The 25,188-nt window shown below is 44.7% G+C and carries 28 protein-coding genes; 2 read left to right on the forward strand and 26 right to left on the reverse strand.

The genetic code is table 11. The features are described from left to right. Positions 1-28 precede the first annotated feature (28 nt). From AC1S8V_RS22435 to AC1S8V_RS22455, 5 genes are read right to left on the reverse strand one after another with little or no spacing between them, the layout of a single operon-like run. Positions 29-928: an ROK family protein gene (locus AC1S8V_RS22435; RefSeq protein ID WP_482070831.1), complete on the reverse strand. Its 900-nt coding sequence runs from the start codon at positions 926-928 to the stop codon at positions 29-31. A 28-nt stretch (positions 929-956) separates the two neighbouring features. Next, complete coding sequence (locus tag AC1S8V_RS22440; protein ID WP_482070832.1) at positions 957-2,429, reverse strand: glycoside hydrolase family 32 protein; 1,473 nt, start codon at positions 2,427-2,429, stop codon at positions 957-959. A 25-nt stretch (positions 2,430-2,454) separates the two neighbouring features. Further along, positions 2,455-4,062 (reverse strand): ABC transporter substrate-binding protein, encoded by a 1,608-nt coding sequence (locus AC1S8V_RS22445; protein WP_482070833.1) that lies wholly within the window; start codon positions 4,060-4,062, stop codon positions 2,455-2,457. Between the two features lie 56 nt (positions 4,063-4,118). Further along, complete coding sequence (locus AC1S8V_RS22450; RefSeq protein ID WP_215076232.1) at positions 4,119-5,000, reverse strand: carbohydrate ABC transporter permease; 882 nt, start codon at positions 4,998-5,000, stop codon at positions 4,119-4,121. A gap of 16 nt (positions 5,001-5,016) precedes the next feature. Continuing rightward, positions 5,017-5,877, reverse strand: a complete 861-nt coding sequence (locus tag AC1S8V_RS22455; protein ID WP_223200008.1) for an ABC transporter permease — start codon at positions 5,875-5,877, stop codon at positions 5,017-5,019. 540 nt (positions 5,878-6,417) lie between these two features. Between AC1S8V_RS22455 and AC1S8V_RS22460 the strand changes: the two genes are divergently transcribed. Further along, positions 6,418-7,494 carry a LacI family DNA-binding transcriptional regulator gene (locus AC1S8V_RS22460; protein ID WP_482070834.1) on the forward strand — a complete coding sequence of 359 codons (1,077 nt, stop codon included), beginning with the start codon at positions 6,418-6,420 and terminating at the stop codon, positions 7,492-7,494. A 119-nt stretch (positions 7,495-7,613) separates the two neighbouring features. On the opposite strand, the gene AC1S8V_RS22465 is transcribed toward AC1S8V_RS22460, so the two are convergent. The 12 genes from AC1S8V_RS22465 to AC1S8V_RS22520 all read right to left on the reverse strand — a co-directional run bounded on the left by AC1S8V_RS22465 (position 7,614) and on the right by AC1S8V_RS22520 (position 17,166). Next, a complete protein-coding gene (locus AC1S8V_RS22465; protein WP_482070835.1) occupies positions 7,614-8,432 on the reverse strand; it encodes a purine-nucleoside phosphorylase in 819 nt (272 codons plus the stop codon). Positions 8,433-8,966: 534 nt separating this feature from the next. Continuing rightward, the gene (locus tag AC1S8V_RS22470; protein WP_482070836.1) at positions 8,967-9,968 is read right to left on the reverse strand and encodes an endo-1,4-beta-xylanase; all 1,002 of its coding nucleotides are present in this window, start codon (positions 9,966-9,968) and stop codon (positions 8,967-8,969) included. A gap of 239 nt (positions 9,969-10,207) precedes the next feature. After that, positions 10,208-10,555, reverse strand: a complete 348-nt coding sequence (locus AC1S8V_RS22475; protein ID WP_482070837.1) for a hypothetical protein — start codon at positions 10,553-10,555, stop codon at positions 10,208-10,210. A gap of 136 nt (positions 10,556-10,691) precedes the next feature. After that, positions 10,692-11,564 (reverse strand): aminoglycoside phosphotransferase family protein, encoded by an 873-nt coding sequence (locus AC1S8V_RS22480; protein ID WP_482070838.1) that lies wholly within the window; start codon positions 11,562-11,564, stop codon positions 10,692-10,694. A 34-nt stretch (positions 11,565-11,598) separates the two neighbouring features. After that, positions 11,599-12,045, reverse strand: coding sequence for a GNAT family N-acetyltransferase (locus AC1S8V_RS22485; protein ID WP_482070839.1), 447 nt, complete (start codon positions 12,043-12,045; stop codon positions 11,599-11,601). A 24-nt stretch (positions 12,046-12,069) separates the two neighbouring features. Beyond that, positions 12,070-12,549: a DinB family protein gene (locus tag AC1S8V_RS22490; RefSeq protein ID WP_482070840.1), complete on the reverse strand. Its 480-nt coding sequence runs from the start codon at positions 12,547-12,549 to the stop codon at positions 12,070-12,072. Positions 12,550-12,579: 30 nt separating this feature from the next. After that, on the reverse strand, positions 12,580-13,116 hold the full coding sequence (locus AC1S8V_RS22495) for a GNAT family N-acetyltransferase (protein WP_482070841.1): 537 nt from the start codon (positions 13,114-13,116) through the stop codon (positions 12,580-12,582). A gap of 310 nt (positions 13,117-13,426) precedes the next feature. Further along, the gene (locus AC1S8V_RS22500; protein WP_482070842.1) at positions 13,427-13,861 is read right to left on the reverse strand and encodes a hypothetical protein; all 435 of its coding nucleotides are present in this window, start codon (positions 13,859-13,861) and stop codon (positions 13,427-13,429) included. Positions 13,862-13,908: 47 nt separating this feature from the next. Then, on the reverse strand, positions 13,909-14,430 hold the full coding sequence (locus AC1S8V_RS22505) for a cysteine hydrolase family protein (RefSeq protein WP_482070843.1): 522 nt from the start codon (positions 14,428-14,430) through the stop codon (positions 13,909-13,911). A gap of 28 nt (positions 14,431-14,458) precedes the next feature. Beyond that, positions 14,459-14,881, reverse strand: coding sequence for a hypothetical protein (locus AC1S8V_RS22510; RefSeq protein ID WP_482070844.1), 423 nt, complete (start codon positions 14,879-14,881; stop codon positions 14,459-14,461). Positions 14,882-14,921: 40 nt separating this feature from the next. Further along, positions 14,922-15,467, reverse strand: coding sequence for a GrpB family protein (locus AC1S8V_RS22515; protein ID WP_482070845.1), 546 nt, complete (start codon positions 15,465-15,467; stop codon positions 14,922-14,924). 208 nt (positions 15,468-15,675) lie between these two features. Further along, positions 15,676-17,166: a glycoside hydrolase family 43 protein gene (locus tag AC1S8V_RS22520; protein WP_482070846.1), complete on the reverse strand. Its 1,491-nt coding sequence runs from the start codon at positions 17,164-17,166 to the stop codon at positions 15,676-15,678. 176 nt (positions 17,167-17,342) lie between these two features. On the opposite strand from AC1S8V_RS22520, the gene AC1S8V_RS22525 reads away from it, so the two are divergent. Further along, the gene (locus tag AC1S8V_RS22525) at positions 17,343-18,248 is read left to right on the forward strand and encodes an ArsR/SmtB family transcription factor (RefSeq protein ID WP_482070847.1); all 906 of its coding nucleotides are present in this window, start codon (positions 17,343-17,345) and stop codon (positions 18,246-18,248) included. 65 nt (positions 18,249-18,313) lie between these two features. Here AC1S8V_RS22525 and AC1S8V_RS22530 read toward each other — a convergent pair whose 3' ends face one another. From AC1S8V_RS22530 to AC1S8V_RS22570, 9 genes are all read right to left on the reverse strand, one after another. Continuing rightward, on the reverse strand, positions 18,314-18,841 hold the full coding sequence (locus tag AC1S8V_RS22530; protein WP_482070848.1) for a DinB family protein: 528 nt from the start codon (positions 18,839-18,841) through the stop codon (positions 18,314-18,316). A 95-nt stretch (positions 18,842-18,936) separates the two neighbouring features. Further along, positions 18,937-19,674 carry a metallophosphoesterase family protein gene (locus AC1S8V_RS22535; protein WP_482070849.1) on the reverse strand — a complete coding sequence of 246 codons (738 nt, stop codon included), beginning with the start codon at positions 19,672-19,674 and terminating at the stop codon, positions 18,937-18,939. Then, positions 19,671-20,615, reverse strand: a complete 945-nt coding sequence (locus tag AC1S8V_RS22540) for a GNAT family N-acetyltransferase (protein WP_482070850.1) — start codon at positions 20,613-20,615, stop codon at positions 19,671-19,673. The genes AC1S8V_RS22535 and AC1S8V_RS22540 overlap by 4 nt, the downstream gene beginning before the upstream one ends. A 408-nt stretch (positions 20,616-21,023) precedes the next feature. Beyond that, positions 21,024-21,725, reverse strand: coding sequence for a DUF1361 domain-containing protein (locus tag AC1S8V_RS22545; RefSeq protein ID WP_482070851.1), 702 nt, complete (start codon positions 21,723-21,725; stop codon positions 21,024-21,026). 41 nt (positions 21,726-21,766) lie between these two features. Next, positions 21,767-22,195: a GNAT family N-acetyltransferase gene (locus AC1S8V_RS22550; protein ID WP_482070852.1), complete on the reverse strand. Its 429-nt coding sequence runs from the start codon at positions 22,193-22,195 to the stop codon at positions 21,767-21,769. Positions 22,196-22,286: 91 nt separating this feature from the next. Then, complete coding sequence (locus AC1S8V_RS22555) at positions 22,287-22,667, reverse strand: GNAT family N-acetyltransferase (RefSeq protein WP_482070853.1); 381 nt, start codon at positions 22,665-22,667, stop codon at positions 22,287-22,289. Positions 22,668-22,670: 3 nt separating this feature from the next. Further along, positions 22,671-23,075, reverse strand: coding sequence for a GNAT family N-acetyltransferase (locus tag AC1S8V_RS22560; RefSeq protein ID WP_482070854.1), 405 nt, complete (start codon positions 23,073-23,075; stop codon positions 22,671-22,673). A gap of 128 nt (positions 23,076-23,203) precedes the next feature. Then, positions 23,204-24,430 (reverse strand): amidohydrolase, encoded by a 1,227-nt coding sequence (locus AC1S8V_RS22565; RefSeq protein ID WP_482070855.1) that lies wholly within the window; start codon positions 24,428-24,430, stop codon positions 23,204-23,206. Positions 24,431-24,611: 181 nt separating this feature from the next. Beyond that, a complete protein-coding gene (locus AC1S8V_RS22570; RefSeq protein WP_482070856.1) occupies positions 24,612-25,166 on the reverse strand; it encodes a methylated-DNA--[protein]-cysteine S-methyltransferase in 555 nt (184 codons plus the stop codon). Positions 25,167-25,188: the final 22 nt, after the last annotated feature.

Genomic DNA, 25,188 nt, shown 5'->3' on the forward strand with positions numbered 1-25,188 from the left:
CTTATGGGATGTAGATTATTTTAGAGAACTACGAAACATGTGAAGCTTGTGCTGCAAGTTGTAATGCTTCCAGACCCAATGCTAGCGCACCACATAAGCCTGCATGCTGGCCCAATCCGGGCTGCACAATATATTGGTCGATATGTTGCGTGATTGGGGCAGCATTTACATAACCATTGAGATTCCGCACTACCTGCTCCCGGATCATAGAAAACAAATGATCTTGCTGCATCACACCACCGCCCAAGATGATCTTCTGCGGCGAATGAAGCAGGATGGCCGTGGTAATCGACTCCGCAATGTAAAAGGATTCGATCTCCCACGCCGGATGATCTGGCGGCAGTTCACTGCCAGGGATCTGCCAGCGAGCTTCAATGGCTGGACCTGCTGCCATCCCCTCCAGGCAATCGCCATGATACGGGCATAATCCGGCAAAGTGATCGTCTGGATGGCGTCTTGTGCGAATATGTCCACCCTCGGGATGTAACAATCCGTGTACTCGTTGGCCTCCTGTTACAAGTCCAACACCAACTCCTGTGCCAATCGTGTAATATACACAGTTATCCAGTCCTTGCGCCGCTCCCCATGTCACTTCACCAAGCGCGGCAGCATTCACATCCGTATCCCATCCAAAAGGAACCGGAAATTCATGCTTCAAGGTTCCAACCACATTACAGTTCTCCCACCCTGGCTTAGGTGTTGTTGTAATATAACCATAGGTGGGACTATCCGGTTGCAGATCAATTGGACCAAAGGAGCCGATCCCCATGGCTTCCACACCTTTATCCTTGAAGTAGTCGATCACCTTGGCAAGAGTTGTCTCCGGATGTTCTGTTGGAAAGCTGATCCGATCTTCAACTTGTCCATGCTCATTCCCTACACCACATACAAACTTTGTTCCGCCCGCTTCTATGGCTCCAATACGCATCGTTCTGGGCTCCTTTCCTTCATTACAATTAACCTTTAGCCTTGGTTGGTGATATCTCATAGATATGAAGTGAAGAGAAGACCAGATCAGTATTTTCGGCATGAGCAGAGATGCCCTTGGAATCCCCATCCGGATAGATCAGATCCGTAATAACCACCTGACCATCATTTGCAAATACCTCCACAGATGAATGATCTACAAAGATACGCAAACGTTGATTCGCACTCGCCGCCTTTAACTCAGCTGTGTGGCGGCTCAGGAAATGTTCATGAAAATCGCCGATCCCCGATCCACTGCGATCGATATACACTTCACCTCGGTTGGCGTCCACGCCAACGACCGTCTCATTGTCAGCTCCACTTCTTAGTGTAAAATGGAACGACTGTTTTGGAGTCCACTCTGCATGGATCTCATAGTTCACTAGTTGCAAAGCATTCAACTGCTCACTCACTTGCTGAATCGAAGCATCCTGTAGGGACAATACCGGCGTACGGGCTTGCTCAAGTTCACGTGCAGGACGTTGAATCAGTATTACTTCTCCAGCTCTTGTCTCCAGTGACAGCTCCCGTGCAATGGTCATTGCTCCACGATAATCATTGGTTGGCGTCTGATTGGCATACATCCAGTTGCTCATCCACCCCATGAACAGGCGTCTGCCATCTTCAGCCGGAATGTCGGACCAACTAACGCCCGCGTAGTTATCCCGGCCATGATCAATCCAGCGAATCGTATGGGATGCCTCATCTGGGACAAATGTACTTCCATCAAAATCTCCGGTAAAATATTGTGTTCTGGATCCTTCTTTAAAAGCAGGATCTGCACCGATGCTAACGAGCATCACCCATTTCACCTGCTCTGAATCTCCATCCACTGCAAGCGGGAACAGGTCCGGGCATTCCCACACGCCATCGTGTGAACCGATCCCTTCGCCAAATTCACTTCCTAGCGTCCAATCCTTCAGATTGGGAGATCGGTACAGACATACCGTTTGACCACAAGCGATAATCATAATCCATTCCTTGGTCTGCTCATGCCAGAACACTTTGGGATCACGGAAATCTACAAAGGACTCATGCGTTAATACCGGATTACCCTCGTATTTAGTCCAGGTTCTGCCGTTGTCTTTGCTATACGCCAGACTCTGACGCTGAACAGGATGCTCATTTGGTACTTCCAGATGATGTGTAAAAATAGCTACCAACCCCGGCTCATCTTCGAAGAATCCGGAAGTATTGTTCCAGTCCACCACCGCACTGCCGGAGAAGATCATGCCATGTTCATCCGGTGCCAGAGCTACAGGAAATTCCTCCCAAGTGACGAGATCTCGGGTTACCGCGTGACCCCAATGCATCGGCCCCCATGTAGTACCAAACGGATGATACTGATAGAACAAGTGATATTCTCCTTTGAAAAACACCATGCCGTTCGGGTCATTCATCCACTTCTCTTTTGGTGAGAAATGGTATTCATTTCTGTAATCTTGTTTAAGAATTGTCGACATTATGGTTTCTCCTCCATACTTTTCTTTATTGGTTATTACGGTCATATCCCGCTTGTTTAATCTGTAGCCATTCTTGCAACCCAAGGCGATCCAGCTCTTTCAAGTAAGCATCCCATTCCTGATCTACTTTCCCGTTTTGATACCATTCTGTACGCAGACGCAGCACGTAGGCGAAGAGATCGGTCTCAATCGTGGACAATCGATCCAGTTCATCAATGGAGAAGAACACACTTGGATATACGTTCTCCGCTTTCATATGCGGAACCATAACCTTGTCGAGAAGTTCCATCCGCCAAGCCGCATCTTCCGGTTTTGTTGTGTATTTGTCATAATAACTGTCGAGAATGGCCAATGGTCCTGCGATACTCGTTTTTTGTCTAAGTTCCACAGGTGCAGAGCCTTCCAGTGGAAGATGCTTCAGCATCCCTTTGGCTTCATCGAATTCAAAAATATTTTGCTGACTCTCATCTCCATAGGTACCCCAGTTGTTCTGTACGGATTGGAGCGGATCGTACAATTGGTCTACCCACTTCGCTGTGGATTCCAGGTTTTTATTGCTACTGGTAATGACCATGCGACCACGATCAAGCCCGATCCCGTTTGTTCGTGTGACATTGACCTCTCCGTTAGGCCCGGCAACCGGAGGCAGAACATCATACGTATCATTCATGCCTGTAATGTTGGCCTTATCCCATGTGAAGTACATGCCGTACTTGTTGTCCTTGCCTTTCGCAAGATACGTGTTCCAATCCTGCTGATACGATTCGACATCGACCAGACCTTCCTTAACCAGCTCATGAATGTATTTAACCGCTTCCTTGTAGCCTTCATCAGCTGCCGTGAAGACCACTTTCCCATCATTGGTTACCACGGTATGATCCCAGTTCTCTCCGAGTCCAAATGCCGCAAAGAGAAATGTCAGATCTTCTCCGCCCGGTTTGTTAATGAAGGATAACGGAATTTCGTCTGCCTTACCGTTGCCGTTTGGATCTTGGGTTTTGAAGGCAATCAGTACTTCTTTCAGCTCTTCGGTTGTCGTTGGCATCTTCAGTCCGAGCTTGTTCAGCCATTCCACATTAATCCAGGGCAAGTTATCCACCGCCTGAATGCGTTGCTTGCCACTTCCGAGTTCTTCAATCCATGGGAATGAATAAATATGTCCGTCTGGAGCCGTGATCATGCTCTTGTATTCGGGAGCTTCCTCCAGCACCTTTTTCAGATTAGGCATGTATTGTTCAATCATGTCCTCAAGTGGAATGATCGCCCCGTCCTTCGCCAGTTTCAGGAGATCATAATCCCCGTAACCTGCATCAAAAATGGCATCCGGCAAATCACCGCTGGCGACCGCCAGATTTCTTTTTTCTGCAAACACATCACTCGTATAGTTCTTCCAGTTGATATGCACATTGGTTTTCTCTTCAAGTCGCTTGTTAATCAGCTTGTCGTTTGGATCAGCGGGAGCCAGCGGAGAGCTCTGTGTTATAAAATTCAATGTCACCTTGCCATCAGGTGATTGCGCCTCACTTGCCGCGCCGCCTCCACCCCCTCCACAAGCGGTTAGAAGGAGCACCGCAGACAGCATGGAAATGGACGCCGTTGTAACGGCTTTTCTGGACTTGTTCACTTTTTTCATAATCATGACCTCCATGAATTGGATTGGATCGAACTTGTTGTATTGCAGGCTGTTCACTATTTGAGGGAACCGACCATGACACCTTTTTCGAAATACTTCTGGAAGAACGGGTACATGATGATGAGCGGCAGACTCGAAATGACAATCGCTGAGTATTTAATCATCTCGGAGAGGCGTTTCAATTCTGCCATTGCAAGCTGATCACTGATCATGCCCGGAGCAGCCTGATTCTGAATCAGAATGGAACGCAGAACGAGCTGTAACGGATGCAGGTTCGGATTATCGAGATAGATCATTGCATCGAAATAGGAATTCCATTGCCCAACGAACGCATAGAGTGCGAGTACAAAAATGATCGGTTTCGACAACGGAATGACGATCTGGAAGAAAATCTTCATCTCGGAGGCGCCATCCACATTCGCAGCTTCTTTCAGTTCCCGAGGGACTCCTTTGAAAAAGGTTCTGGAGAGAATAATGTTCCAGACGTTGACGGCTCCAGGAATGATGATCGCCCACACCGTATCCAGCATGCCGAGATTACGTATGAGTAGATACGTAGGGATTAATCCCCCGCCGAAGAACATCGTAATGATAAAGATAATCATGAAAAATCCGCGTCCCGCTAGCCTTTCATCTGACAATGCATAGCCTGCAAATATGGAAACGGTCACGGTGATCAGTGCAAAGGAAACCGAGTACAATACCGCATTTGCAAAACCTCGGATCATGGCTGGATTGGACAAAATCATCTGATATCCGTCCAGACTCCAGTCCGATACATTAAAGGACAGTCCACGATTCAGTAGCACAGTGGGGTCCATGAATGAGGCGATAACAATATAAATCAGGGGAACAACCACAACCAGTACAGCACAGGTGAGAAAGATGGCATTAAGTGTGAGGATCAATCGATCCATTCCCGTGTGTTTAACAACCATGGATAATACTCCTTTCCTAATAGAGGCCTTCGCCTTCATTCAATTTCTTCACAATCAGATTCACCGTCACCAGCAAAATCACATTGATAACCGAGTTGAACAATCCAACTGCCGCTGAATAAGCGTAATCTCCAGACTGTAGCCCCACCTTGTAGACATACGTGGCAATAATCTCGGAGGAAGGCAGGTTCATGGACGTCTGCATCAGATAGGCCTTCTCAAATCCAATGGACATAATCCCGCCTGCTGCAAGGATAAAAACGATGGCCATAATCGGACGAATCGTTGGAAGGTCAATGTGGCGAATACGCTGAAGGAGATTGGCTCCATCCAGATTAGCCGCATTGTGAAGCTCTGGATCAACATTGGCCAAAGCCGCGACGTATATGATGGAAGCCCAGCCGGCTCCGGTCCAGATATCGGACAAAATGTAGATCCAGCGGAAATATTCCGGTTCAGACATGAACATAATCGGTTGACCTGTAATCCATGTGGCTAATTGATTAATCGGCCCTGTCGGCGAGAGGAAGATGAACAGCATACCCACAACAACGACAACCGAGATGAAATTGGGTGCGTACAGAAACAATTGAATATTTTTCTTGATGCCAGCTTTGCGCACCTGATTCAGCATGAGTGCCAGTAAAATGGGCACCGGGAAACTGAATATCAATCCCAAAAAGCTGAGTTTAAGCGTATTCATTAAAATGATATCGAAATTGGGTGAAGCTATAAATTTCTCAAAATGCTTCAGTCCTACCCAATCACTGCCCATGATGCCTTTGATCGGACTGAAATCCTTAAACGCAATGATGGCTCCGTACATCGGAATGTACTTGAAAATAAGAGTCAAAATTAAGGCTGGCGCAAGCAACATATATAAAAAGTAATTTTTTTTGAGCTGCTGCAACCTATGACCGCTTGTCGTCCTCACTTTCAGTACCCTTCCTCCGCCCTTTTTGCTGTCGGCTATGTTATCCAACACGATACCCCCGTTCCATTCTAGAAGTTGACAATTGTTTTCAGTAAGGGCTTTCAATATTTACAATTGCCTATTTAATAATTTACAATTTATCAGGTATCTAAGGATTTAGTCAATATGTTTTGTAAAAATAATTTGTGCATTTGATATATATTTCTGTGCATTAATGTGACTAAACATTACTTAATTTGCATATAGACAGTATTGATTTTATAAATCGACCCAGAAATTCCCACGTTATCACCTTAATTGGTCTATCATTATTACTAATGAAAAAGAACCTTATGGATAAAACAAAAAAACACACTACTCATTTCAGAATGTAAACAAAATTGTGCATTTGTAAAATCAAGATTGCTATTTGTCCCGTTCTATTATACATTTGACGTAGAGAAGAATTTGGATGACTATTGATTATTAGAGGTGAGGTACTAGATGGCAAAGGAAAAAGTCACGATACAAGACATCGCTGATGCTTTGGGGATCTCCAGGAATACGGCTTCCAAAGCATTAAACGATAGCGGAAACATTCCGGATGAGACTAGAAACCGTGTAATTAAAAAAGCAATTGAACTTAAATATAAACAATTCGCCTATATGGAAAATGAGCATGTTCTAACCAAGGCTCCGAGCAATATCGCCCTGTTAACTGAAAATCTGCCTAATACCTCTCACTTTGGATCATTGTTGATTAGTGGTTTGGAGAAAAGAATCAGTGCGGAGGGATACAATCTCTCGATTCATATCGTGCGGGAAGACGATCAAGATGCACTTACACTACCCAACAATTTTGATATCGCCAAAGTAGACGGCATCATTTGCATTGAATTATTTGATCTGGAATACACTCAGCTGATTACTGATCTCGGCATCCCCACGATCTTTATCGATTGCGCTTCCAACATATGTTATCCCGAATTCCAAGCAGATTTGTTACTTATGGAGAATGAACATAGCCTCTACCAGTTAACCAAAAAGTTAATTGAGAGCGGCTACACAAGTATCGGATTTGCCGGAGATTACAATCACTGCAAGAGCTTTAATGAACGATGGACTGGATATCACCGTGCTATGCTGGAAGCGGGCTTGCAGGTCGATCTGTCCCATTGCATCGTAGATAATGATCGCCTGTGTTTCTCCAAGCCAGGATGGTTGAACCAGCGAGTGGCAGAGATGGCATCCTTACCTTCCGCTTACGTATGTGCCAATGATTTTATTGCGGTCGATCTGATCCGGGCTTTGAAAGCCCGAAATGTCGCTGTTCCACAGGATGTTGCAATATGCGGATTCGATAACGCACCCCAATCGCGAATTATTGAACCTCCGCTAACGACGGTTCATATTTATAGCAATGAAATGGGCATTAAGGCTGCAGAGATGCTGTTATCCCGAATTAAAAACCCGACACAGCCGTATCAGGTCTCGCATATTGTGACCAACCCCATCATCAGGGAGTCCACACCAGCAATCATGCCTGCTAATTCTCAGATGGTTCATAGTTCTGTAAAATAAAAAAACCGTATGTCTCACGAGTAACAGCTCGTGAAGCATACGGTTATTTCAGGTTTCGACTCGCCTGTATGGAAACTCTATCCTATCCATCGCGGCCTAGTATAAAAACAATCTTGGAATTAGATCTCTTTCAAAATGCCTTTTACTACACCGATAAAGGTTGTTTTCACTTGGGCAGCCACTTCAATGACTTCATCATGACTTAACGGCTGATCCAGAATGCCACAGGCCATGTTAGTCAGACAGGAAATACCCAACACCTTCATCCCGCCATGAATGGCGACGATGGCTTCAGGTACCGTGGACATGCCCACTGCATCCGCACCCATCGTACGAATCATGCGAATCTCCGCTGGTGTCTCATATGCCGGGCCACTCCACCATGCATAGACACCTTGCTGCAGGCCAACATTCTGCTCTTCTGCAACCTTAAGGGCAATACTGCGCAGTTCACGATTGTATACCTGTGATACGTCTGGGAAACGCACACCCAGTTCAGCATTATTTGGTCCCATCAACGGGTTATTGCCTACCAGGTTAATATGATCTGTAATGAGCATCAGTTGACCCGGCTCAAAGCTTGTATTGATGGCTCCACAGGCATTGGTGATAAGCAATTGCTCAACACCCAGCGCCTTCATGATGCGAACCGGGAAAGTTACTTCGTCCAATGTAAAACCTTCATAGTAATGAAGGCGGCCTTTCATCGCTACTACCGTTTTGCCCATCAGTTCACCAATGACCAGTTCGTTAGCATGGCCGATGGCCTCGGATTGCGCAAAATACGGAATTTCTGTGTAGGGAATAACGGTCGCATTCTCGATCTCGTCCGCAAGCGCTCCCAGCCCAGAACCCAGAATCATGCCTACGGCAGGTTTGGTATGGATTCGGTTTAATATGTAATCTCTTGCTTCCTGAATATGTGCGGATTGATGCATAATGATATCCTCCTGATGATCTGAATTGAGTTAATGAGGTCTTACTCATCAAGTGTAATGAACAATGGTCATGATGTAAATGGAAGCTGTCTCAATGTTCACCACTTCATATATGATTTTGATCAACTCACGGTTTCAGGATCAGATGATTCATGGACCCACTAGTCTAGGGAATATTTCGTTTTACTTTTCACATAGTCCATTCCCATCATCAGTATTGACATCATGGATGCAAACATCAGGGGCTTGTTTAGGGTTTCCTCACCAAAAATATAATAACTAAATGTAAAGTTCCCGGCAAAAGTAATTAAATAGTTTCGGATGTAATCCATCTTCTCATCTCATTTCAGAATAGAATTTGGTTCACCATTTCTTTCTTTTACCCTATCATATTTTTCCATATAAAATCCATATACTTACACACATACAAGCGTAGTGTTCAATCACGCACGAGATAGCCGCACTGTATAATCTATATTGAGTACAGCAAAAAATCGGCCACATCGTGACCGATTCTCTCCACTTCCCTGATGTTCAGGACATAGGGTTAATGATACGCCAAAATGATTCCTTTGGCTGCAACTGCTGATCAAAAACAAAGGGCCAATTTTTGCGCCCACGAACCGGGAAATGGTCGAGCCAGGTATAATTGTCCGCTACTCCCCAGAACGTCACAGAGGTAAGGGATGATTTATACTCACGGAACAAATTGAAGATTTCTTCATATCGACGCTCCTGTAGCTCAGCCATCTCCGAAGTTGGCGCGGTAAGGTCTGTTCGACGATCCTCATAACGAAACACGGACATATCCAGCTCCGTAACATGCAACTGCACATCCAGCGAAGCATAACGCTCAATAGCCATTCGGATCTCCTCAATCGAAGGACCATGAATATTCCAATGCCCCTGCAACCCAATCCCGTGTACAGGCGCTCCTTTGTCCAGCAAAGAACGAACCAGATTGTAGATCTTCTCCCGTTTGACCGGATCCGTCTCATTGTAGTCATTATAGAAAAGAAGGGCATTGGGATCAGCTTCATGAGCCATACTGAACGCTTGCAGCAGATAATCTTCCCCCACCAGCTCTAACCACTTCGTATCCCGCATGAATAGGTCGGTCTTATCTTCAACAGCTTCATTGACGACATCCCACGCATATATTTGCCCCTTATACCGACCTACTACTGTATCAATATGTTGCTTCAAGCGAGATAATAGCAGCTCTCTGGAAGCAGCAGCACCTGAGGTATCCTCAAAGACCCATTTCGATGTTTGATTATGCCAGACCAAGGTATGTCCGCGAACCGCAATCCCTTGGGCAACAGCAAAATCAACAATTTTATCCGCCGCCTCAAATGTATAACGATCCTCTTCCGGGTGAATTTCTTCGAATTTCATCTGATTTTCAGCCGTGATACTATTGAAGTGTTTGGCGATGAAATCCCCTTCGGACTGCAACATTCTGGTATGTACAGCAGCACCTATTTTGAACGTATTAGCGTACGTAGCATGTAGTGATGGAATTTCGGTTGGCATTTACAATTCCTCCCTGCCATTTTTTATCCATCATATCGTTTGTTGAATGCGCTTACAATGAACAAATTATACTTCTTCCCCCTCATATTTAACTATTTATGATCCTGGGCCCTGTTCGCACAACAAAAACACCTCCACGTTTGTTCCACTTCTCATCGTAACAGAACATTTCTCGGAAGGTGTTTTGTGATTGTGATGTTCAGTTAAATTCAACTCATATACAAAGAGAATATGAAGCGTTACAGCTTGTCTACCTGTAACAAGGTCACCTGTTTCACGGTGCATGCCGGGTTAATTTGCCCCTCGGACAGAATGTTCAGCTTGATGAGGCTTTTCAGCTTATGGCTGTCTACCTTGGACAACAATCGCCAGATGTCCGGGTCTGGAAGAGAAGCATACAGCTTCTGATCATCGTATTCCTTCCGGTTCTGAAGCACTGTTTTCACGGTGTAACCACCAACCTGCGTCTCATACACCCCTTGTTCCGCACAATACGCGACAATCTCATCTCGTAGTACAGACAACTGCTGCTCAATATCTTTTTGCTGCTGCTTTAGGTCAAAGTAGGTTTGCACTTTTTGCTCCATATCGATCACGCTCCTCTACTATCATAGGTATGCGAAGATCGCTAGTTTAGGACTGGCTGTTTATTTTATTTGCATAAATGTGGTCTTTCTATTACTTAATCGTATACTGTCGTTATTGTGTATCCCCGTATTACGATTACAGCAGGTGTTCATTCAAATATGGGTTATGGACAGCCATGCTGTGAACCCTTTCCATTACATCTGGCCCCATGGGTACATCCCCAACGCGCCTTAACAGAATCCAGCGTAGGCAAGCTATTGCTCCAAAAAGCTGCCCCTCTTCAAGCGTGTACGTATAACTTGCAGAACGTGCAAATTGAGCGTGATACATCTCGCCGTAACTTTCCCCATTATAGATGGTGATCAGAAACACAGACCATGCCATATCGTACCTTGGATCACCATACTGCCCATTCGTCCAATCGATGATGGTGTAATGGTCGTCCATCTCAAGAATGTTTCCCAGATTATAATCGCCATGAATCAAACAGTCCTGTCTGATCTGGACCTGCTGGATCAAGTTTGCTAGAAGATCATTTATATCGTCATGTAATTCAATTTGAGGAAAAAAGTATTGAACAAAATCGTACCTGAATATGTATTCTTCACCTTCTCCAGTACCCACTTCATTCACCGGATAACGATGGACCTCCATTAATCGCTCAGCCAAATGTGTCAGTTTGGTTTGTGTTAATTGGGTAACCGGCTTTCCATCATAGCTCGTTAACAGCACTTGATTCTCTTGCTCGTCTAATCCCCAACCGTAGGGTTTGGAAACACGAATTCCACTTTGATAAAGCTTGGACAATAATCGATATTGTTTGGCGATATCCGGTTTAGACTCCTTGTCCCAGACTTTTAATACGTACCGCTGATCTTCCATTTCGATTCTCATCACACTCGCTTCCAGTCCGGGTGGCAAGGGAATGATCTGATACTCCTGTTTAATCACTTGCTGGATACGTTCATCCAGTTCTATCCAATTCATCTGGCTAAGTTGAATCGTCATCGTTCTCCTCCTTCCATGATACACAAGATTAGATTTATAGTCGTTTATCAAATACCTTCTGCCATTTCTTCTCTTCATATCCGATAGCTATATAAAACCGATGTGCAGATTCCCTTTTTCCGTTACAACGTACCCGAATGTTATCAAAGCCGTTAACCCGAGCCCATTCCTCGCATTCGCTCATGATTGTCTTACCGATCCCCATCCCTTGATGAATCCCATCTACAACTAGTCCACCAATCTCGGCAAAAGATGGACTCTCAATGGAATGTCTTCCCTGTACATGGCCCCAGCCTACGACCCACGAATCAATCTCAGCCACACATACGTAATGGTCTGGTAAGGAAGAGAGACGAGTTAATCTCTCCTTGATTTCTTCAGTTGTACTGACATAACCCAGTTGATGGGATAATTGGCTCATCACTTCGCCATCCTGAATCGTAGCTCTCCTGCAATGAATCATCACTTCTCCTCCGTTCATTCATGTCATGCCGCTCTCTCCCTGTTAGTCAGGTATAATCAGGCCTTTGCCAATGACATTGGCGGATACTGGCTGCTTGTCCAATTCTCTGGCCCATACCGACAGCTGTCCCATATGGTGAATCTCATGGGCGATCACATGTCGCATAACTTCTCCCCATGAATCTGTACTGGCCTTGCCAGCTGAGCGATGATCGATATAAGCTCTTTTTTCCATACTCGAATCCCATGCTGTAACAAATGCCTCCACATCAGGACGTAACTTACGATCCAATTGCCTTACCGCCTCAAGATTCTGGTAGTTTGCAAAATTTTCGGCATCATCCGGTTTGCCCTGAAGCAACTGAAGCCAGCTCCACTCTACATCAATGATATGAAATAAAGTTTGTAATATGTTGCCTACTCCGCCCATGCGAGGCCGAAGCAATTCTTCAAGCGGTACATCTTCACACCACACATACCATTGCTCACGCACCATCCAGTTATAACGAAAGAATGTTTCCATTGGTCTATTCCCCTTTATCGGCTATATTTTTCAGAGAGCTTTGATCAATTCTGTATTGGCAAAGGTATCCTCCGAATGTTCAAGATCACCATATATTCGGCTAATCTGATTGAATCCGGATTTGATCCAGAAGCGTAATGCAGGCCAATTTTTGAGCGCTACGTTGATTCGAATGTCCTTGTAACCAAGTTCGGAAAAGTGACGAGTCAACGCCTGAATTAATTCTTGTCCATATCCCTGCTTCTGGATCTCGCTCTGGATATATAGAAATTCGAGATAGATCGAATCCTCGGAGGGATACCCATGGTATACACTTAACAAACCAATATAGCGGTCATCCTCAGCCGTGCGAATGGATTGAATTCGATAATTCTCCAGCCTGCCTCCCGGCGGAAGGTGGCCTTCTTCAAAACATTCTTTCACATAGTTCCGATCATGCTCTTGTCCATCCCATTGATGCAAGTACCGACTGGTATCATAAATGGATTGAAGTTCAGGAATATCGGACTCTTCCACGTCCGAAATAATGAGTCTATCTGACTTCCATTCTACTGGAAGTTGTTTCATCGTCATCACTCCATCTTTACGTTCTAGTTAATCTCTTTTTTATATACAAGATTACATGAATCCCTGCATAAATAAACAGGACATTGAACAAATATAGAAGTACATTTAAATGGATGCCAGATATAAACCAGATTGTTCCGTCCGAGTTGGCATAATGATAATCCGTAAAGAATCGGATCGGGAAACCATACTCTGTTCGGAGCGGTCCATCTTCAGTATGTAAAGTTCCAGGAATACATATGATGGCTAATACAGCAAGCCAGGCTGATAGATTCATTATTCTTTTGTTAATTGTCAATACATCTCCTCCTCATTCATCCCTAACGGGATCTTCTCCAAAAAACGTTCCCTTCAGCTTTTGATCCATAAAGTCTCTTAAGTCCTTTTGATCAAGTATATATTTCGAATCTCTATTAAATCTGCTTTTTCTGGATACAATAATCTGTTTCCGATTGTATTGAATTTTAATTTCAGCGTTATGCTTTAATCTCAAAGCAATTCCTGCACTAATGCTTCCTGTGACATCATCTACTGGTATTTTGGCTGATTCCGGGGCTGCATTCAGCCAGCCGACTATACGGCTAATGTCTTCTTTACTTAACGTAACATTGTCAATCCTAACGTGTGCTCCACCGTCGCCTGTCCTGGTGTACACAACTATGCTCATCTCTGTGCTTATAACTTGATTTCTCGAAATCGGCTTATTTGGATCAGGGTTACTCGTGATTAGAAAATACAGAAACATGATTGCCACACCTATGAAAAACCAGAATCGCCTACGTTTTCCTAGCATTACAACACATTATCCGTATCCACCACGTTGGCAAACAATCTCAGTACCGTATTGTGATGTTCTATTATCTGATCCGCTTTAAGCGTGTTTGAATTCCATGTACTGTGAGCATCTCGAACCAGATTGACCGTGTATCCCAGACTGTACGCTCTGCGGCAAGTCGTGTCTACACATACCTCGGTCTGCATACCCGCGAGAATCAACTCCGTCACGCCATTTTCTTGCAATTTCAGATGCAGATTGGTTTCGTGAAACGAATCCGGTGTCTCCTTTTCGATTACGAGGTCACCAGCTATAGGTGCAATGGACGGATGAATGACCCACCCCGGAGTTCCTCGTTCCAGTGGACTGCCTGCCCCTTCGCCGTGCTGGATATATATGATGGAATGCCCTGCTTCACGGGCCTTGGCCATTAACATCTGGATCTTTTGAAGCAATAGTTCCCCCTGATATACGGGATCTGATTCATCAAACATCGCTACCTGTACGTCAATAATTAGAAGTACACACTGAGTTTTCATCTTGTTTTCCTCCTGACGAAAATTTAATTCAAGTCTTTCTACTTCGGATCTTTAACAAGACTTCCAATCCCATATCGATCAGTACAAATAGGATAGCAGCAAGGACGCCAAATAAGGTCAGAACTAACGTCTCTTTGAAATTCAGAATTTCTTCTCCTGCGCCCATGAGCACATAATATATATACATGCCTAGAACTCCAGCACATGCATAGCCCAATATCCTCGTACTTAGATACAACACACGATTGACGAATTGAATTCGGCTGAGCAGATAGTCCAGCAATATCGATAAAGGTAGCCCGATCAATACGATCAGGGGAGTCGCGTATACCAGATAAATAACAATGTAAAAATCAAAACTGTAGGATTCATTCATCGATATGATACTTGCAGCCAAAGTAAAACAAATGATGGTTAGAACGGTTGTTATCAGCTTTCTTCCCATGTTCATCTCATCACTCCAATACAGTTATCTCTATCATTGGATGTGCTCATGCGTCAGATTTTGCCGGTTGCCATCCGATTTCTTGAGACCAACTATGTGCTCTCTGTAATATGCTCCACACCATTGGCCCTTTTCCTTCAACATATTTGGGATGCTCATCTCTATACAATGACATGAGTCTGTGCTTTTCTTCCGCATATATCAAACAATCTTCTGGATGTTCCCTTAAATAGTCTCTGAACAGCAAGGTCATCTGCCCGGAGAAACTCCCTGCCTGTCTAACGTGTATATGTACCCTTCTGGTTCCGGGCACTTCCCGAAAGTATCGTTTAGTCTTATCCGGATTTTCTGCTCTGAATACAAAACCGACTGTTTCGATCTCATGCTTATAGTCCAACAAATTTTCATAATTGGAAACAGATATTTGTATATCGATAATAGGTTTGGCGTCTATTCCCACAATTGAAGTGGACCCAACATGATCGATCCGCACGGCCTTTTCTCCTAACGCTTCTCTTAATTTCGAACCCGTTTCGAGAAACAAATCACGCCATGCCGGATCATACTTTGCAATTCTCCATTGATCCTCCATGCAACTCCTCCTTGGTTATCTAATCAAGCTATATAACTAATAACAAGCTCTTTTAACCATTTGTTACATTTAAATTATTTAAGGGATGCCATATAGATAACAGGAGCTTTTTCCAAGTTTAAATCTCTATTGGTATTTATTAATATATCTATATTTTTACACAAATTCAAAAAAAGAGAAGGACCCTTAGGCCCTCCCCCTTAACTTCTCAGTGATAATCACACTTGAAATTTGTAAACTCAGCTGAAGCATCTTGCCCACTCGCGTATAAACCAATAAGCACGCCTGTAAAACCTCCTGCTACCTCCGAGGATAGGTATCTCGTCTGTGCTGTGCCCAGCAGAATCTCTTCACCATCTGCTTGAAACAGGAAACTGTAGCGTTCCTGGCTTGAGCGGATCACCAGCGTTGCATCCTGTTTATTTCCCAGATCCACTTCATGTTCTATCGATTTGATATCACCGATATTCAGACGCTCGATCACCTTATAGCCGTTCTGTTCCTGACGAATAGCCACTTCATAATGATGATTCTCATCCATGTAGATTGTGATACCCGCTTCACCTCTCGTCAGACTGACATCGACCGAAATTGTGGCATTAAAGTCTTTTTGACGTAGCCCGATGAACGTCGGGGATGCCGGAACGTCCAGCGTTACATCGGTTCCTGTTAGCGTAAGCTTGTCAGATTCAAGCTGATAATGCTCTGTATTTGGATGACGAAGATAACACCAGTCGAGGTTCCAGTCTGTATTTTCAAACGTATAATTTTTCTTATCCTGCTGGATCACCGTGTCGGGAATGCGATTGGTCTCAAAACTCGTCAGTGTTGTACCTTCATGCCCGGCTGTAAACCATCCGTCTTCACCAAACGTAATTGGAGTCAGGAACACCTCCCGGCCCAGATGATGGTACGTCGCCCATCTGCCGATCTGTCGGAATCCCAGGTGAAAGAGCCACCAGTTTCCCAGATCATCTTCAACCAGATCACCATGCCCCACACCCTGGAGCTCATAACCGCCCAGATTACGATTGGTCAGAACTGGATTGTGCGCATAGGCTTCGAACGGACCCGAAGATGAAGTTCCCCGAGCATACGTAACCATATGACCATATTCGGTGCCGCCTTCAGCTGCAAGCAGGTAATAATAACCGCTCATTTTATAGAGATGCGGACTTTCCAGATATCGTCCACCTGTTCCGTTCCATATCGAACGACTCGGGGTCAGCTTGCGGCCAGTTTCAATCTCAATCTCACACTGGACAATTCCGCCAACGCCTTCATCATCCACCCCATTACTCATAAACAAGGTCTTCCCATCTTCAAAATACAAATCGGGATCAATCCCGCCTTGATCCACATAGATAGGCTCAGACCATTCTCCGTAGATATTATCCGTCCAGACATAGAAATTCTGATGCGTTGTATCGTTGGTTGTGACCATATAAAAACGCCCGTCATTGTGCCTGATGGTTGGGGCAAATACCCCGCCGGAACTGTTCACCGTCTCCAGCTGAATCTGGCTTTTACGAGTCAGGCAGTGACCAATCTGCTTCCAATTTAGCAAATCCTTGCTTTCAAAGAGCGGTACGCTGGGAAAGTATTGAAAAGAACTGCACACCATATAGTACGTATCATTGACTTTGATCACACTAGGATCTGGATAAAAACCTTTAACAACAGGGTTATTGTATTTCACTATACTCCACCTCTTATGCTAAAATTCATAAATATAAGAATCCAACTTCATAGCAACTACAAAAATTAAACACCATTGGCTATAAACTTGCAATGAATCTGGATTGTATCTTGGAGCTAATTTCATTAAATTAATATATATATGATTTTAGAGATTGAGGGTAGGGAGTTGTACAGATGATCAAAGCAAATGGGGAGCCCCAGTTCCTTCCTTTATACGAGGCGCTGGCAAGTGAAGTCAGATGGAGAATCATGGATATGATTGCAGATCGCGAAAAGAATGTGAAGGATATTGCGGCAGCTTTAGAGCTTAGCCCCTCCATTGTCACGATGCATATTCGTAAACTGGAGGATGCAGGTCTAGTTGGGAGCAGACGAGTTCGGATTAACGGAGGAACACACAAATTATGTTACCTCAAGCAAAATCAGATTGAGATCGAGCTGCCATCCGCAAGCCAAACTTCACGAACCAGAGAGCAGACGATATCCGTCGGGCACTATACTGCTTTTGATATTCACCCTACCTGTGGGCTAGGGACACTTGAGAAAGAAATCGGCGTATGGGACGATCCGCGTTACTTCCTTGATCCTGAGCGTGTACACGCCGCTATCTTGTGGTTTGGGAAGGGCTATGTTGAATATAAAACACCGAACTTTGTCCTTCCTGACCAGACAACCGATGCTATTGAAATTTCGATGGAACTGGCGTCTGAAGCTCCGGGATTACGAGATCATTGGCCTTCCGATATTCGTTTCACCTTCAATGGCGTTTCTCTCGGAACGTGGACAAGCCCTGCCGACTTTGGCAGAGCAGCGCGCGGGAAATATACACCAGAATGGTGGCATCGTAATGTAAATCAGTATGGATTATTGAAGACCATTCGTATTGATGCCTCCGGTACCTATATGGATGGTGAGCGGATGTCGGACATCACACTCGCGGATATTAAGCTTAGCGAACCTTTCTGGACGCTACGCTTCACGGTTGACGAGGAAAGCCCTAACGTAGGGGGATTAACGATCTATGGTGCTGGTTTTGGTAATCATGATCAGGATATTGTTATACGTGTACTTCAGATCTGAAGTAACCGCATAGGGTAGGTGTGATATCATCAGATCTGGCATTAGAAGAATGACCTGCCTATGTGTTAGCAATCATTTTGTGTCTGGAACCACTTTCTTAGCTGATTAATATGAGCTTGATGATAACGGTTATGGTCAGCCATATGCCATAATCCCCAACGTATCGTAGCTTGCTTTTCGTTCTGATGTCCAAAAGTAACTACTCGATCCAGGTCAGCATCTGCTATATGTGTGCATGTTTCTTTCAGAAGGGTTAATACACCCGCATATTGAGAGATAAGTGTGTCCCGTGGCAATCCTTGAATCAGCGGAAGTCTATTATTTTCATCGATCATGGGACCATATTGCTCTATTAATGGCTGCGGAAGGACAACTTCCTTTATTCTATAAACCCAATTCATATCAACGAATGTAATATGTCGTATTAATTGAGCTGTACTATTAAACTGGTTCTCTTCCCCTTTGTAATCTACCTCTTCTTGCGACATACCCTCTGTAATCGAATTAAGTCGCTGGCTATTCTCTGTTACTGCGGAAAATAACATCCCCACAACAGGCTCCATATTGGTTTCACCTTGTAAATCGTAAATCATAGACATCCCTCCTCTTTACTTTCGCTCTTTCAACAACTCCTTAATTTCTCTTAACTCTGATAATATCTCTTTTGTGTGCTCATTGCTACGAACGTTTACTCCTCCCCGTACTCTCTCTCCAACTGATTTCCATGGAATGCCTTCAAAAGAAAAGCCCGATCCGGAACGTTCAATCGTTCATACGATTTCAGATACTCCCTGTTGTCATATGGAATGCCAATGAATTTTACATCCAGTTTGGCCTCTTGGATATCCACGATCCCATATCTGGCAATGGCAAGATCGTTACAGCCTAAAGCTCCCGGATTCATATAGATTCGTTGATCTGTCTTATAATAATGAAGAATGTGATGATGACCAAAACAAATCAAATCATGGGCCGTCCCCTGATACCTTGCGTCCAATTTGGTTCCGGATGATTCTCTATCAATGACATCCAGCTTGTCGTTGTTCATATGATAGTGAGTCAGAAGGAACCGATGTCCTTCTACCTCTTTTTCAACGAATTTCGGCAGAGCTTGTATTCTCTTGATCGATTCCGCACTTAGATGTTTACCAATCCATTCATGGTGCTCGGCTATGCCTTTATGCCCTTCTAATGGACCCTTATTTTGGAGCAAACTCAATACGGCCTCTTCGTGATTCCCTGAAATCGCTATCATATTTTTACGACTGTATAACATCTCAATCACTTCATTGGAGTAAGGGCCAATACCGATCATATCCCCTAAACAAAATATATGCTCAACATCCACTCTGGAATCGATATCAGCCAATACCGCTTGAAGCGCAGGAACATTCCCATGAATATCGGTTAAGATGGCAACCTTCATTGTGATTCCTCCTCTGGAATATACATTGTCTGAATCTCCTGTACGCCCGGAATAAATCCCATATTCAGATATACGGACTCGGCATCATTTCCCTGCATTACATACAATCGCAGAACGGGATACTCACCCTTAAGCGCATTCAATGCTCTCTGTAACATCTGTGTAGCAAGCCCTCTTCCTCTATATGCCGGGCGAACCCCTATGCTATATACGGCAGCCTGATTATCTTGCAGACAAAGACGACAGTTGGCAATAAGCTGCCCCGTTTCCTTATCGTATACAAGTGTAGATGCCTGAGTAAGAATCTCATTCGTATAATTGGGATCTTCGTCAGGTATAAAATCCGCAAGGGAGGTCTTATTTCTTCGTGTAGCTTCAAGACTTCCTGCAAAACTATCCAGATCACATTGAGCAATTTCAGCCTCATTCACATACTTTCGGGTACCCGCTTCATCTTCGATAATTTCCAAACTCTTTACAGTTACCCTGCTGTCCCACTCGATCTCAAAATGATCTGTAGGCCGCTGCATCCAGCGACATCTGAACTCCACCGGCCAGAATCCTGCTCTTGCGTATAGATCCACTTGATCTGGAAGAACTTCAAATGTCTGTATACGTTTTGTACGATCTGACCATTGCATTAACATATTCCTTAGAAGCTTGAGTACCTCAAATGAATGTTGAAATGGTGGTATAAAAAACAAATGATAAATCTGGTTAGGCTCCATTCGTACCCCGCCTATTTTGCATTCTTCCTTGTAGATCCAATAAGCGTTACTCTTCGAGGAACTGAATTCTTCTTCCCTAAAAAATCCAACATAACGCATATTATAATAAACGGAACAATATACGCCCCACTCCGCAGGCTCAGCCATTCGAAGCGAATATTCATCCGAAAGATCATATTGAAGAATATCTGTGGACCATTCTGTTAAACTCATACGTCATTCCTCCTCAATTTTAATTAAATGTACAGCAATTAAAGAACCGTTCTATACGCCACCCCATGAACATGAATTAACACATTCTGTGTCTCCAAACGTTCGAAGAAATCCAACATGTCCTTAAACGGATTCTCGAAATACGAAGACGACCAAGGAAAACCTCTAATGTCTGCCCTGTTTCTGTATTCTTGAACATACAGTGCTCGCCGTGAACATCAAAATACCAGTTTCCCGTTAATTCTTCTTCTCCGTGGATTACATCCGCATTGGACAGCAAATGGTACGCCCCTGCGAGAATTGCCGTGCGATTCTTTGGTACATATCCATCACAGCCAACAATTCTTCTGTAATTTCCTGCGTTATCGCCTTCATAATTTCAGATCCTTACCCTTTCAAATGGAATAATTAGTTGCCCGACCTTGCGGTTAGCAAGGACACGATAACGTATCCAAAAAGTTGAACCGTAAATACAATGGCGACAAACTCAACCATCATGCTGTTCGCTGCATTAAAATCATTCACAAGATCCACGAAGATCTTCCCAGGTCGGGATAATACATCCCACGAATTCCACCGATTAAATCTACCAATGTAGACCCCTATACTGCTCAATAGCAAAATAACACCGACAACCATCATACTAATGTACCTATTTACTAATTTGTTTAACATGCCGTGGATTTGAATGATCGAACAAGTCGAGAGCAGCAATCCTATGATCGCTACGGCAAACGTCAGGGTGAGTCCATACCAAAAATCAATATTAACCCAGAATCTGGTTTCCCCTTGAGCATCAAAATATCTGAATGAATGCAGGATCTCCGTAAAAAGGTAGGCCGCATTGGGCAGAAAAAAGAGCCATACTCCACACATCAGCCCCATACATATCATGCTCGTTGTGGTTAATTTCTTATTGAATATGTATCTAATGCAGGATGAGATGATGAATGGTACCCATGCCAGGAACATATCCCAACTTAAAAATCGATACATATTCGTATCTATTTGGGCACGTAAATACATCACAACACCTAGACAACAAAGAGTAGCCACAAGCAAGGTAACGATGAGTCGGAGATCTTGAACCGGATGTTTGTTATCTTTCATTTCTTTACTTCTACTTCCTTTTCCTTGATGAATGTTATAAGTTATAAATACTTTTTAAATGCCTTGCTGGAATCTCCGTTGTATCCCAGTTTCGTATAAAAGTGATGTGCTTCTTTTCTGGATGATCCGCTGGTTAGAAACACCTTTATACAATTTTTCTGCACACATACATGCTCTATGTGTTTCATCAATTCAGATCCATATCCCTTGCTCTGCACATGTTCCGTAATGATAACCCGCTCAACTACGCCGAATGGTCTATTTTCCACCAAAGCATCCAGACAAATATGTAAATGAGCCGTTCCGATCACCTGATCACCCATTTCATAAACGAACAAGAAACTGTCCGGATTATTCCGAACTTCTTCAATACGCTCTGCCAGTACCTTTGTGTTTAAGTTGTTCGGCAATAATTCTTTATACAGCCTTTCAATAACCGCTGCGTCCCTAGCTTCTGCCTCTCTAATCATCAGAGCTTGCCCTCCCTGTTACCTCACTTGATAACTTAAAATGATATCACCGTTGTCCTCCAACTTACCCGTTTCTTGAAACCCGCAACGCTTATACAGCGCATAATACCCTGATTTGCTGGCAATCACTTCTCTCTTGCAACATACGAACCACTTCTTGAATAGCAAGTTTGCCGTAACCCTTCCCCTGGTACTTCTCATCAATCATGAAGCGCAGAATCCAGTAATAGCCGTCATTGTAAATCTCATTATCAAATAAAATAAAACCGACCATCTGCTCCTCTGCAAAAATGCCGTATGGTTTGGACGTAATTTCCTTCGTCGCATGGTTCAATGAATCAACATTGCTTGTTACCAATTCCAGCTGATCTTCCCGCGGTTTAAGGTGGATGCATTCGAGTTCATTTTCTTTGGTTATGACTTGTAGGGCCACTTGCTTCACATCCACAATCATCTCTCCTTGCAGCTTCATTTACTAGATTTTCTTGATCAAAATAATCTCCAAAGGCTGTGTATCCAGCAACAGTGCCCCTGCATCAACATACCCCAGCTTTCGATAGAAATGTTGGGCATGTTCGTCTGATTGCGTTGAAGTCATCACGGTATCGAAGCCTTGTTGCTTCATGAGACTTTCCCAGTGATGCACGGCTTTTTGGCCAAATCCGCCGTTTCGATAGGGTTCATCAATCCAGATCATATTCATGAAGGGAATGTTGTCCCAGAAATATCCGTGCCTCATCCATCCAACTCTTGCCCCCTCATCCCATAGGATGAATATTTCTTTCTCACTCATCTTCGTTTTCACAAGTGGCTGATGGACATGCCGATCTCTCTCAATAATATATTCGTAGTCGGCTTCCGTTGCATATTCAATCTTCATTGGAATTGCCCCCTTCATTAACTACGTCCATCATAACCCAAAATGTGGTATATGCGAACAGTTCCTTCCTCTTTTTCTCCCATGCAAAAAAGCCACGGTTTCCCGTGGCTCCAGCCGCTCTATTTTCTTCAATCCGATGTCGATCCGCTCACTAATTGCCCCTTGTACCATACGGCCTGCCGCGCAGATCGCCGAGCAACGGCTTCCGCCGAACAACTCGCATGCACCAATACAAAGTTCGCAGTATCTCCTACTTTCGGCCATACCTGCTGCCCTTGCGAATCCAGCGGTGTGATACCACCTGTTACCCATGCCAAAGATTGAGACAAGGACCATTCATCGCTATATCCGTACAGTTCTGCGAAGCGTCCTGCTTTCTCAAGCAGATCTCCGTTACCAAAAGGAGACCAATGATCCGTCAGGCTGTCTGTTGCCAGCTTCACGTTCACGCCCATACGGTGGAGCATGGGAAGAGGCATCATCGTTCTGCCCATGGGCACCGTGGAAGCAATGCTCATCCCCAGCGAAGCCATTCGCTGCGCCATGTCTTCCGCTTCCTGCTGCTCTGCGCGAGCGAACCAGAACGCATGACTCACGGTAACTTTGCCCTGAAGCCCTGCTGCTTCGGTCAGATTCGCGAGTTCCAGCAGCGTTTGTTTCCCAGCCTGCCCGCTATCATGCAGATGTATGTCTATGCCCGCATGGTGCTGAACAGCCAGTTCAACCATGGCGTTCAGTGATTTCTCAATCTGTTCATCCACAGTATGAGGATCAAGTCCGCCCACATGCGTTGCACCTTCCTGCATAGCTTGGCCCATAAGCTCAACTGTATGGGAGCGAAGCAGCCCATGCTGTGGAAAAGCCACGATCTCCGAAGAGATTTTGCCCGAAAATGAATCCAGAGCCTGCCGCGTCGCCTCCAGTCTTTTCAACCCACTGACAGGCTCAATATTACAATGACTACGTACATGAGTGGAGCCGTATCCCTGGATCAAGGTCAGAATACTCTCCGCTTGACGCTTCGCATCTGGTAGCAGCTTGGGCAACAGAACCTTCTCTTCTTCGATACGTTCGAAAATGCTAGAGATTCGCTTAACCGCTGTCCACGGCCCGTCGTAGTACGTTTTGTCCAGATGAATATGTGCCTCCTCGAACGAAGGCAGCAGCAAAAGTCCCTTGCCATTTACTTGTGGTAGATCGTTAGACAGCTCGTCGTTTCCTTCCACAATCGCCGCGATTACTCCATCTTCAATCCACAGATGACCAAGACTTGTCCGTGTCCCCGTCACCTGGTCCCCTTCTCGGACATAACTCCGTTCCAAAGTCACATTGGTTAACCAGTAGGCCTGCTTCATAATGTCACTCCTCTTTTCTCACCCGGCATTACGTACCCCGGATCCCGATTGATCTATGATCCATGGTACCATACGGTTTCACCGTGCAAAAATATGTAAAACGTTGGTGTTCCATATGCGGATCGTTTACATTACTCTACTTTAATAAACACAAAAAAACAGGCACAATGAAGTGCCTGCATTAGAAATGAAACCGCGCATGCCCTCCATCGGTCACGCCTTCAATCTGTTCAATATCCAGTAGTCTGCGCTTCATCTCCAGGCCTCCACGGAACCCGGTCAGCTTGCGATTAGCCCCGATAATGCGGTGACATGGTAACAGCACCGGAATCGGGTTGGCTCCATTTGCAGCCCCAACCGCTCGCACAGCCGAAGGTCTTCCAATCCCAGCGGCAATGTCACCATAGGTCCGAATTTCACCGTAAGGCACACGCCCCAGCTCTCTCCATACCTCCTGCTGAAAAGGGGTACCGATCAAGTCCAGTGGGATGGCATCTGTATAAGCCATCGGTTCCCCTGCAAAATAGGACTGCAACCAGTCCATCATACCTGTTTGTTTCAGAGCATCCTCGTTCTCTTCCAGTTCCACACCAGGTGCAACTTTTTGTATCCAGCCGCTCCAGTCCTCCAGTGTTTCATTGGGCATGACCACTCGGCACAATCCTTGTTCCGTAGCGAGCAGCACCCATGGACGACCGTCCAACTGCATCGTGGTGTACATCAACATTTTTCTCATCCGTTTATCGCCCTCTCCCCGG

Source organism: Paenibacillus sp. B46(2026) (assembly GCF_056786355.1).

Coding starts and splice junctions, on each gene's coding strand:
- AC1S8V_RS22485 (WP_482070839.1), bottom strand. CDS start 12,045: ATGAACGGAGGAGAAGTGATGATTCATTGCAGGAGAGCTACGATTCAG.
- AC1S8V_RS22495 (WP_482070841.1), bottom strand. CDS start 13,116: ATGAAACAACTTCCAGTAGAATGGAAGTCAGATAGACTCATTATTTCG.
- AC1S8V_RS22560 (WP_482070854.1), bottom strand. CDS start 23,075: ATGAAGATTGAATATGCAACGGAAGCCGACTACGAATATATTATTGAG.
- AC1S8V_RS22555 (WP_482070853.1), bottom strand. CDS start 22,667: ATGAAGCTGCAAGGAGAGATGATTGTGGATGTGAAGCAAGTGGCCCTA.
- AC1S8V_RS22565 (WP_482070855.1), bottom strand. CDS start 24,430: ATGAAGCAGGCCTACTGGTTAACCAATGTGACTTTGGAACGGAGTTAT.
- AC1S8V_RS22525 (WP_482070847.1), top strand. CDS start 17,343: ATGATCAAAGCAAATGGGGAGCCCCAGTTCCTTCCTTTATACGAGGCG.
- AC1S8V_RS22535 (WP_482070849.1), bottom strand. CDS start 19,674: ATGAAGGTTGCCATCTTAACCGATATTCATGGGAATGTTCCTGCGCTT.
- AC1S8V_RS22455 (WP_223200008.1), bottom strand. CDS start 5,877: ATGTTGCTTGCGCCAGCCTTAATTTTGACTCTTATTTTCAAGTACATT.
- AC1S8V_RS22545 (WP_482070851.1), bottom strand. CDS start 21,725: ATGAAAGATAACAAACATCCGGTTCAAGATCTCCGACTCATCGTTACC.
- AC1S8V_RS22490 (WP_482070840.1), bottom strand. CDS start 12,549: ATGGAAACATTCTTTCGTTATAACTGGATGGTGCGTGAGCAATGGTAT.
- AC1S8V_RS22480 (WP_482070838.1), bottom strand. CDS start 11,564: ATGACGATTCAACTTAGCCAGATGAATTGGATAGAACTGGATGAACGT.
- AC1S8V_RS22530 (WP_482070848.1), bottom strand. CDS start 18,841: ATGATTTACGATTTACAAGGTGAAACCAATATGGAGCCTGTTGTGGGG.
- AC1S8V_RS22570 (WP_482070856.1), bottom strand. CDS start 25,166: ATGAGAAAAATGTTGATGTACACCACGATGCAGTTGGACGGTCGTCCA.
- AC1S8V_RS22540 (WP_482070850.1), bottom strand. CDS start 20,615: ATGAGTTTAACAGAATGGTCCACAGATATTCTTCAATATGATCTTTCG.
- AC1S8V_RS22550 (WP_482070852.1), bottom strand. CDS start 22,195: ATGATTAGAGAGGCAGAAGCTAGGGACGCAGCGGTTATTGAAAGGCTG.
- AC1S8V_RS22465 (WP_482070835.1), bottom strand. CDS start 8,432: ATGCATCAATCCGCACATATTCAGGAAGCAAGAGATTACATATTAAAC.
- AC1S8V_RS22435 (WP_482070831.1), bottom strand. CDS start 928: ATGCGTATTGGAGCCATAGAAGCGGGCGGAACAAAGTTTGTATGTGGT.
- AC1S8V_RS22460 (WP_482070834.1), top strand. CDS start 6,418: ATGGCAAAGGAAAAAGTCACGATACAAGACATCGCTGATGCTTTGGGG.
- AC1S8V_RS22450 (WP_215076232.1), bottom strand. CDS start 5,000: ATGGTTGTTAAACACACGGGAATGGATCGATTGATCCTCACACTTAAT.
- AC1S8V_RS22470 (WP_482070836.1), bottom strand. CDS start 9,968: ATGCCAACCGAAATTCCATCACTACATGCTACGTACGCTAATACGTTC.
- AC1S8V_RS22500 (WP_482070842.1), bottom strand. CDS start 13,861: ATGTTTCTGTATTTTCTAATCACGAGTAACCCTGATCCAAATAAGCCG.
- AC1S8V_RS22440 (WP_482070832.1), bottom strand. CDS start 2,429: ATGTCGACAATTCTTAAACAAGATTACAGAAATGAATACCATTTCTCA.
- AC1S8V_RS22510 (WP_482070844.1), bottom strand. CDS start 14,881: ATGAACATGGGAAGAAAGCTGATAACAACCGTTCTAACCATCATTTGT.
- AC1S8V_RS22475 (WP_482070837.1), bottom strand. CDS start 10,555: ATGGAGCAAAAAGTGCAAACCTACTTTGACCTAAAGCAGCAGCAAAAA.
- AC1S8V_RS22515 (WP_482070845.1), bottom strand. CDS start 15,467: ATGGAGGATCAATGGAGAATTGCAAAGTATGATCCGGCATGGCGTGAT.
- AC1S8V_RS22505 (WP_482070843.1), bottom strand. CDS start 14,430: ATGAAAACTCAGTGTGTACTTCTAATTATTGACGTACAGGTAGCGATG.
- AC1S8V_RS22445 (WP_482070833.1), bottom strand. CDS start 4,062: ATGAAAAAAGTGAACAAGTCCAGAAAAGCCGTTACAACGGCGTCCATT.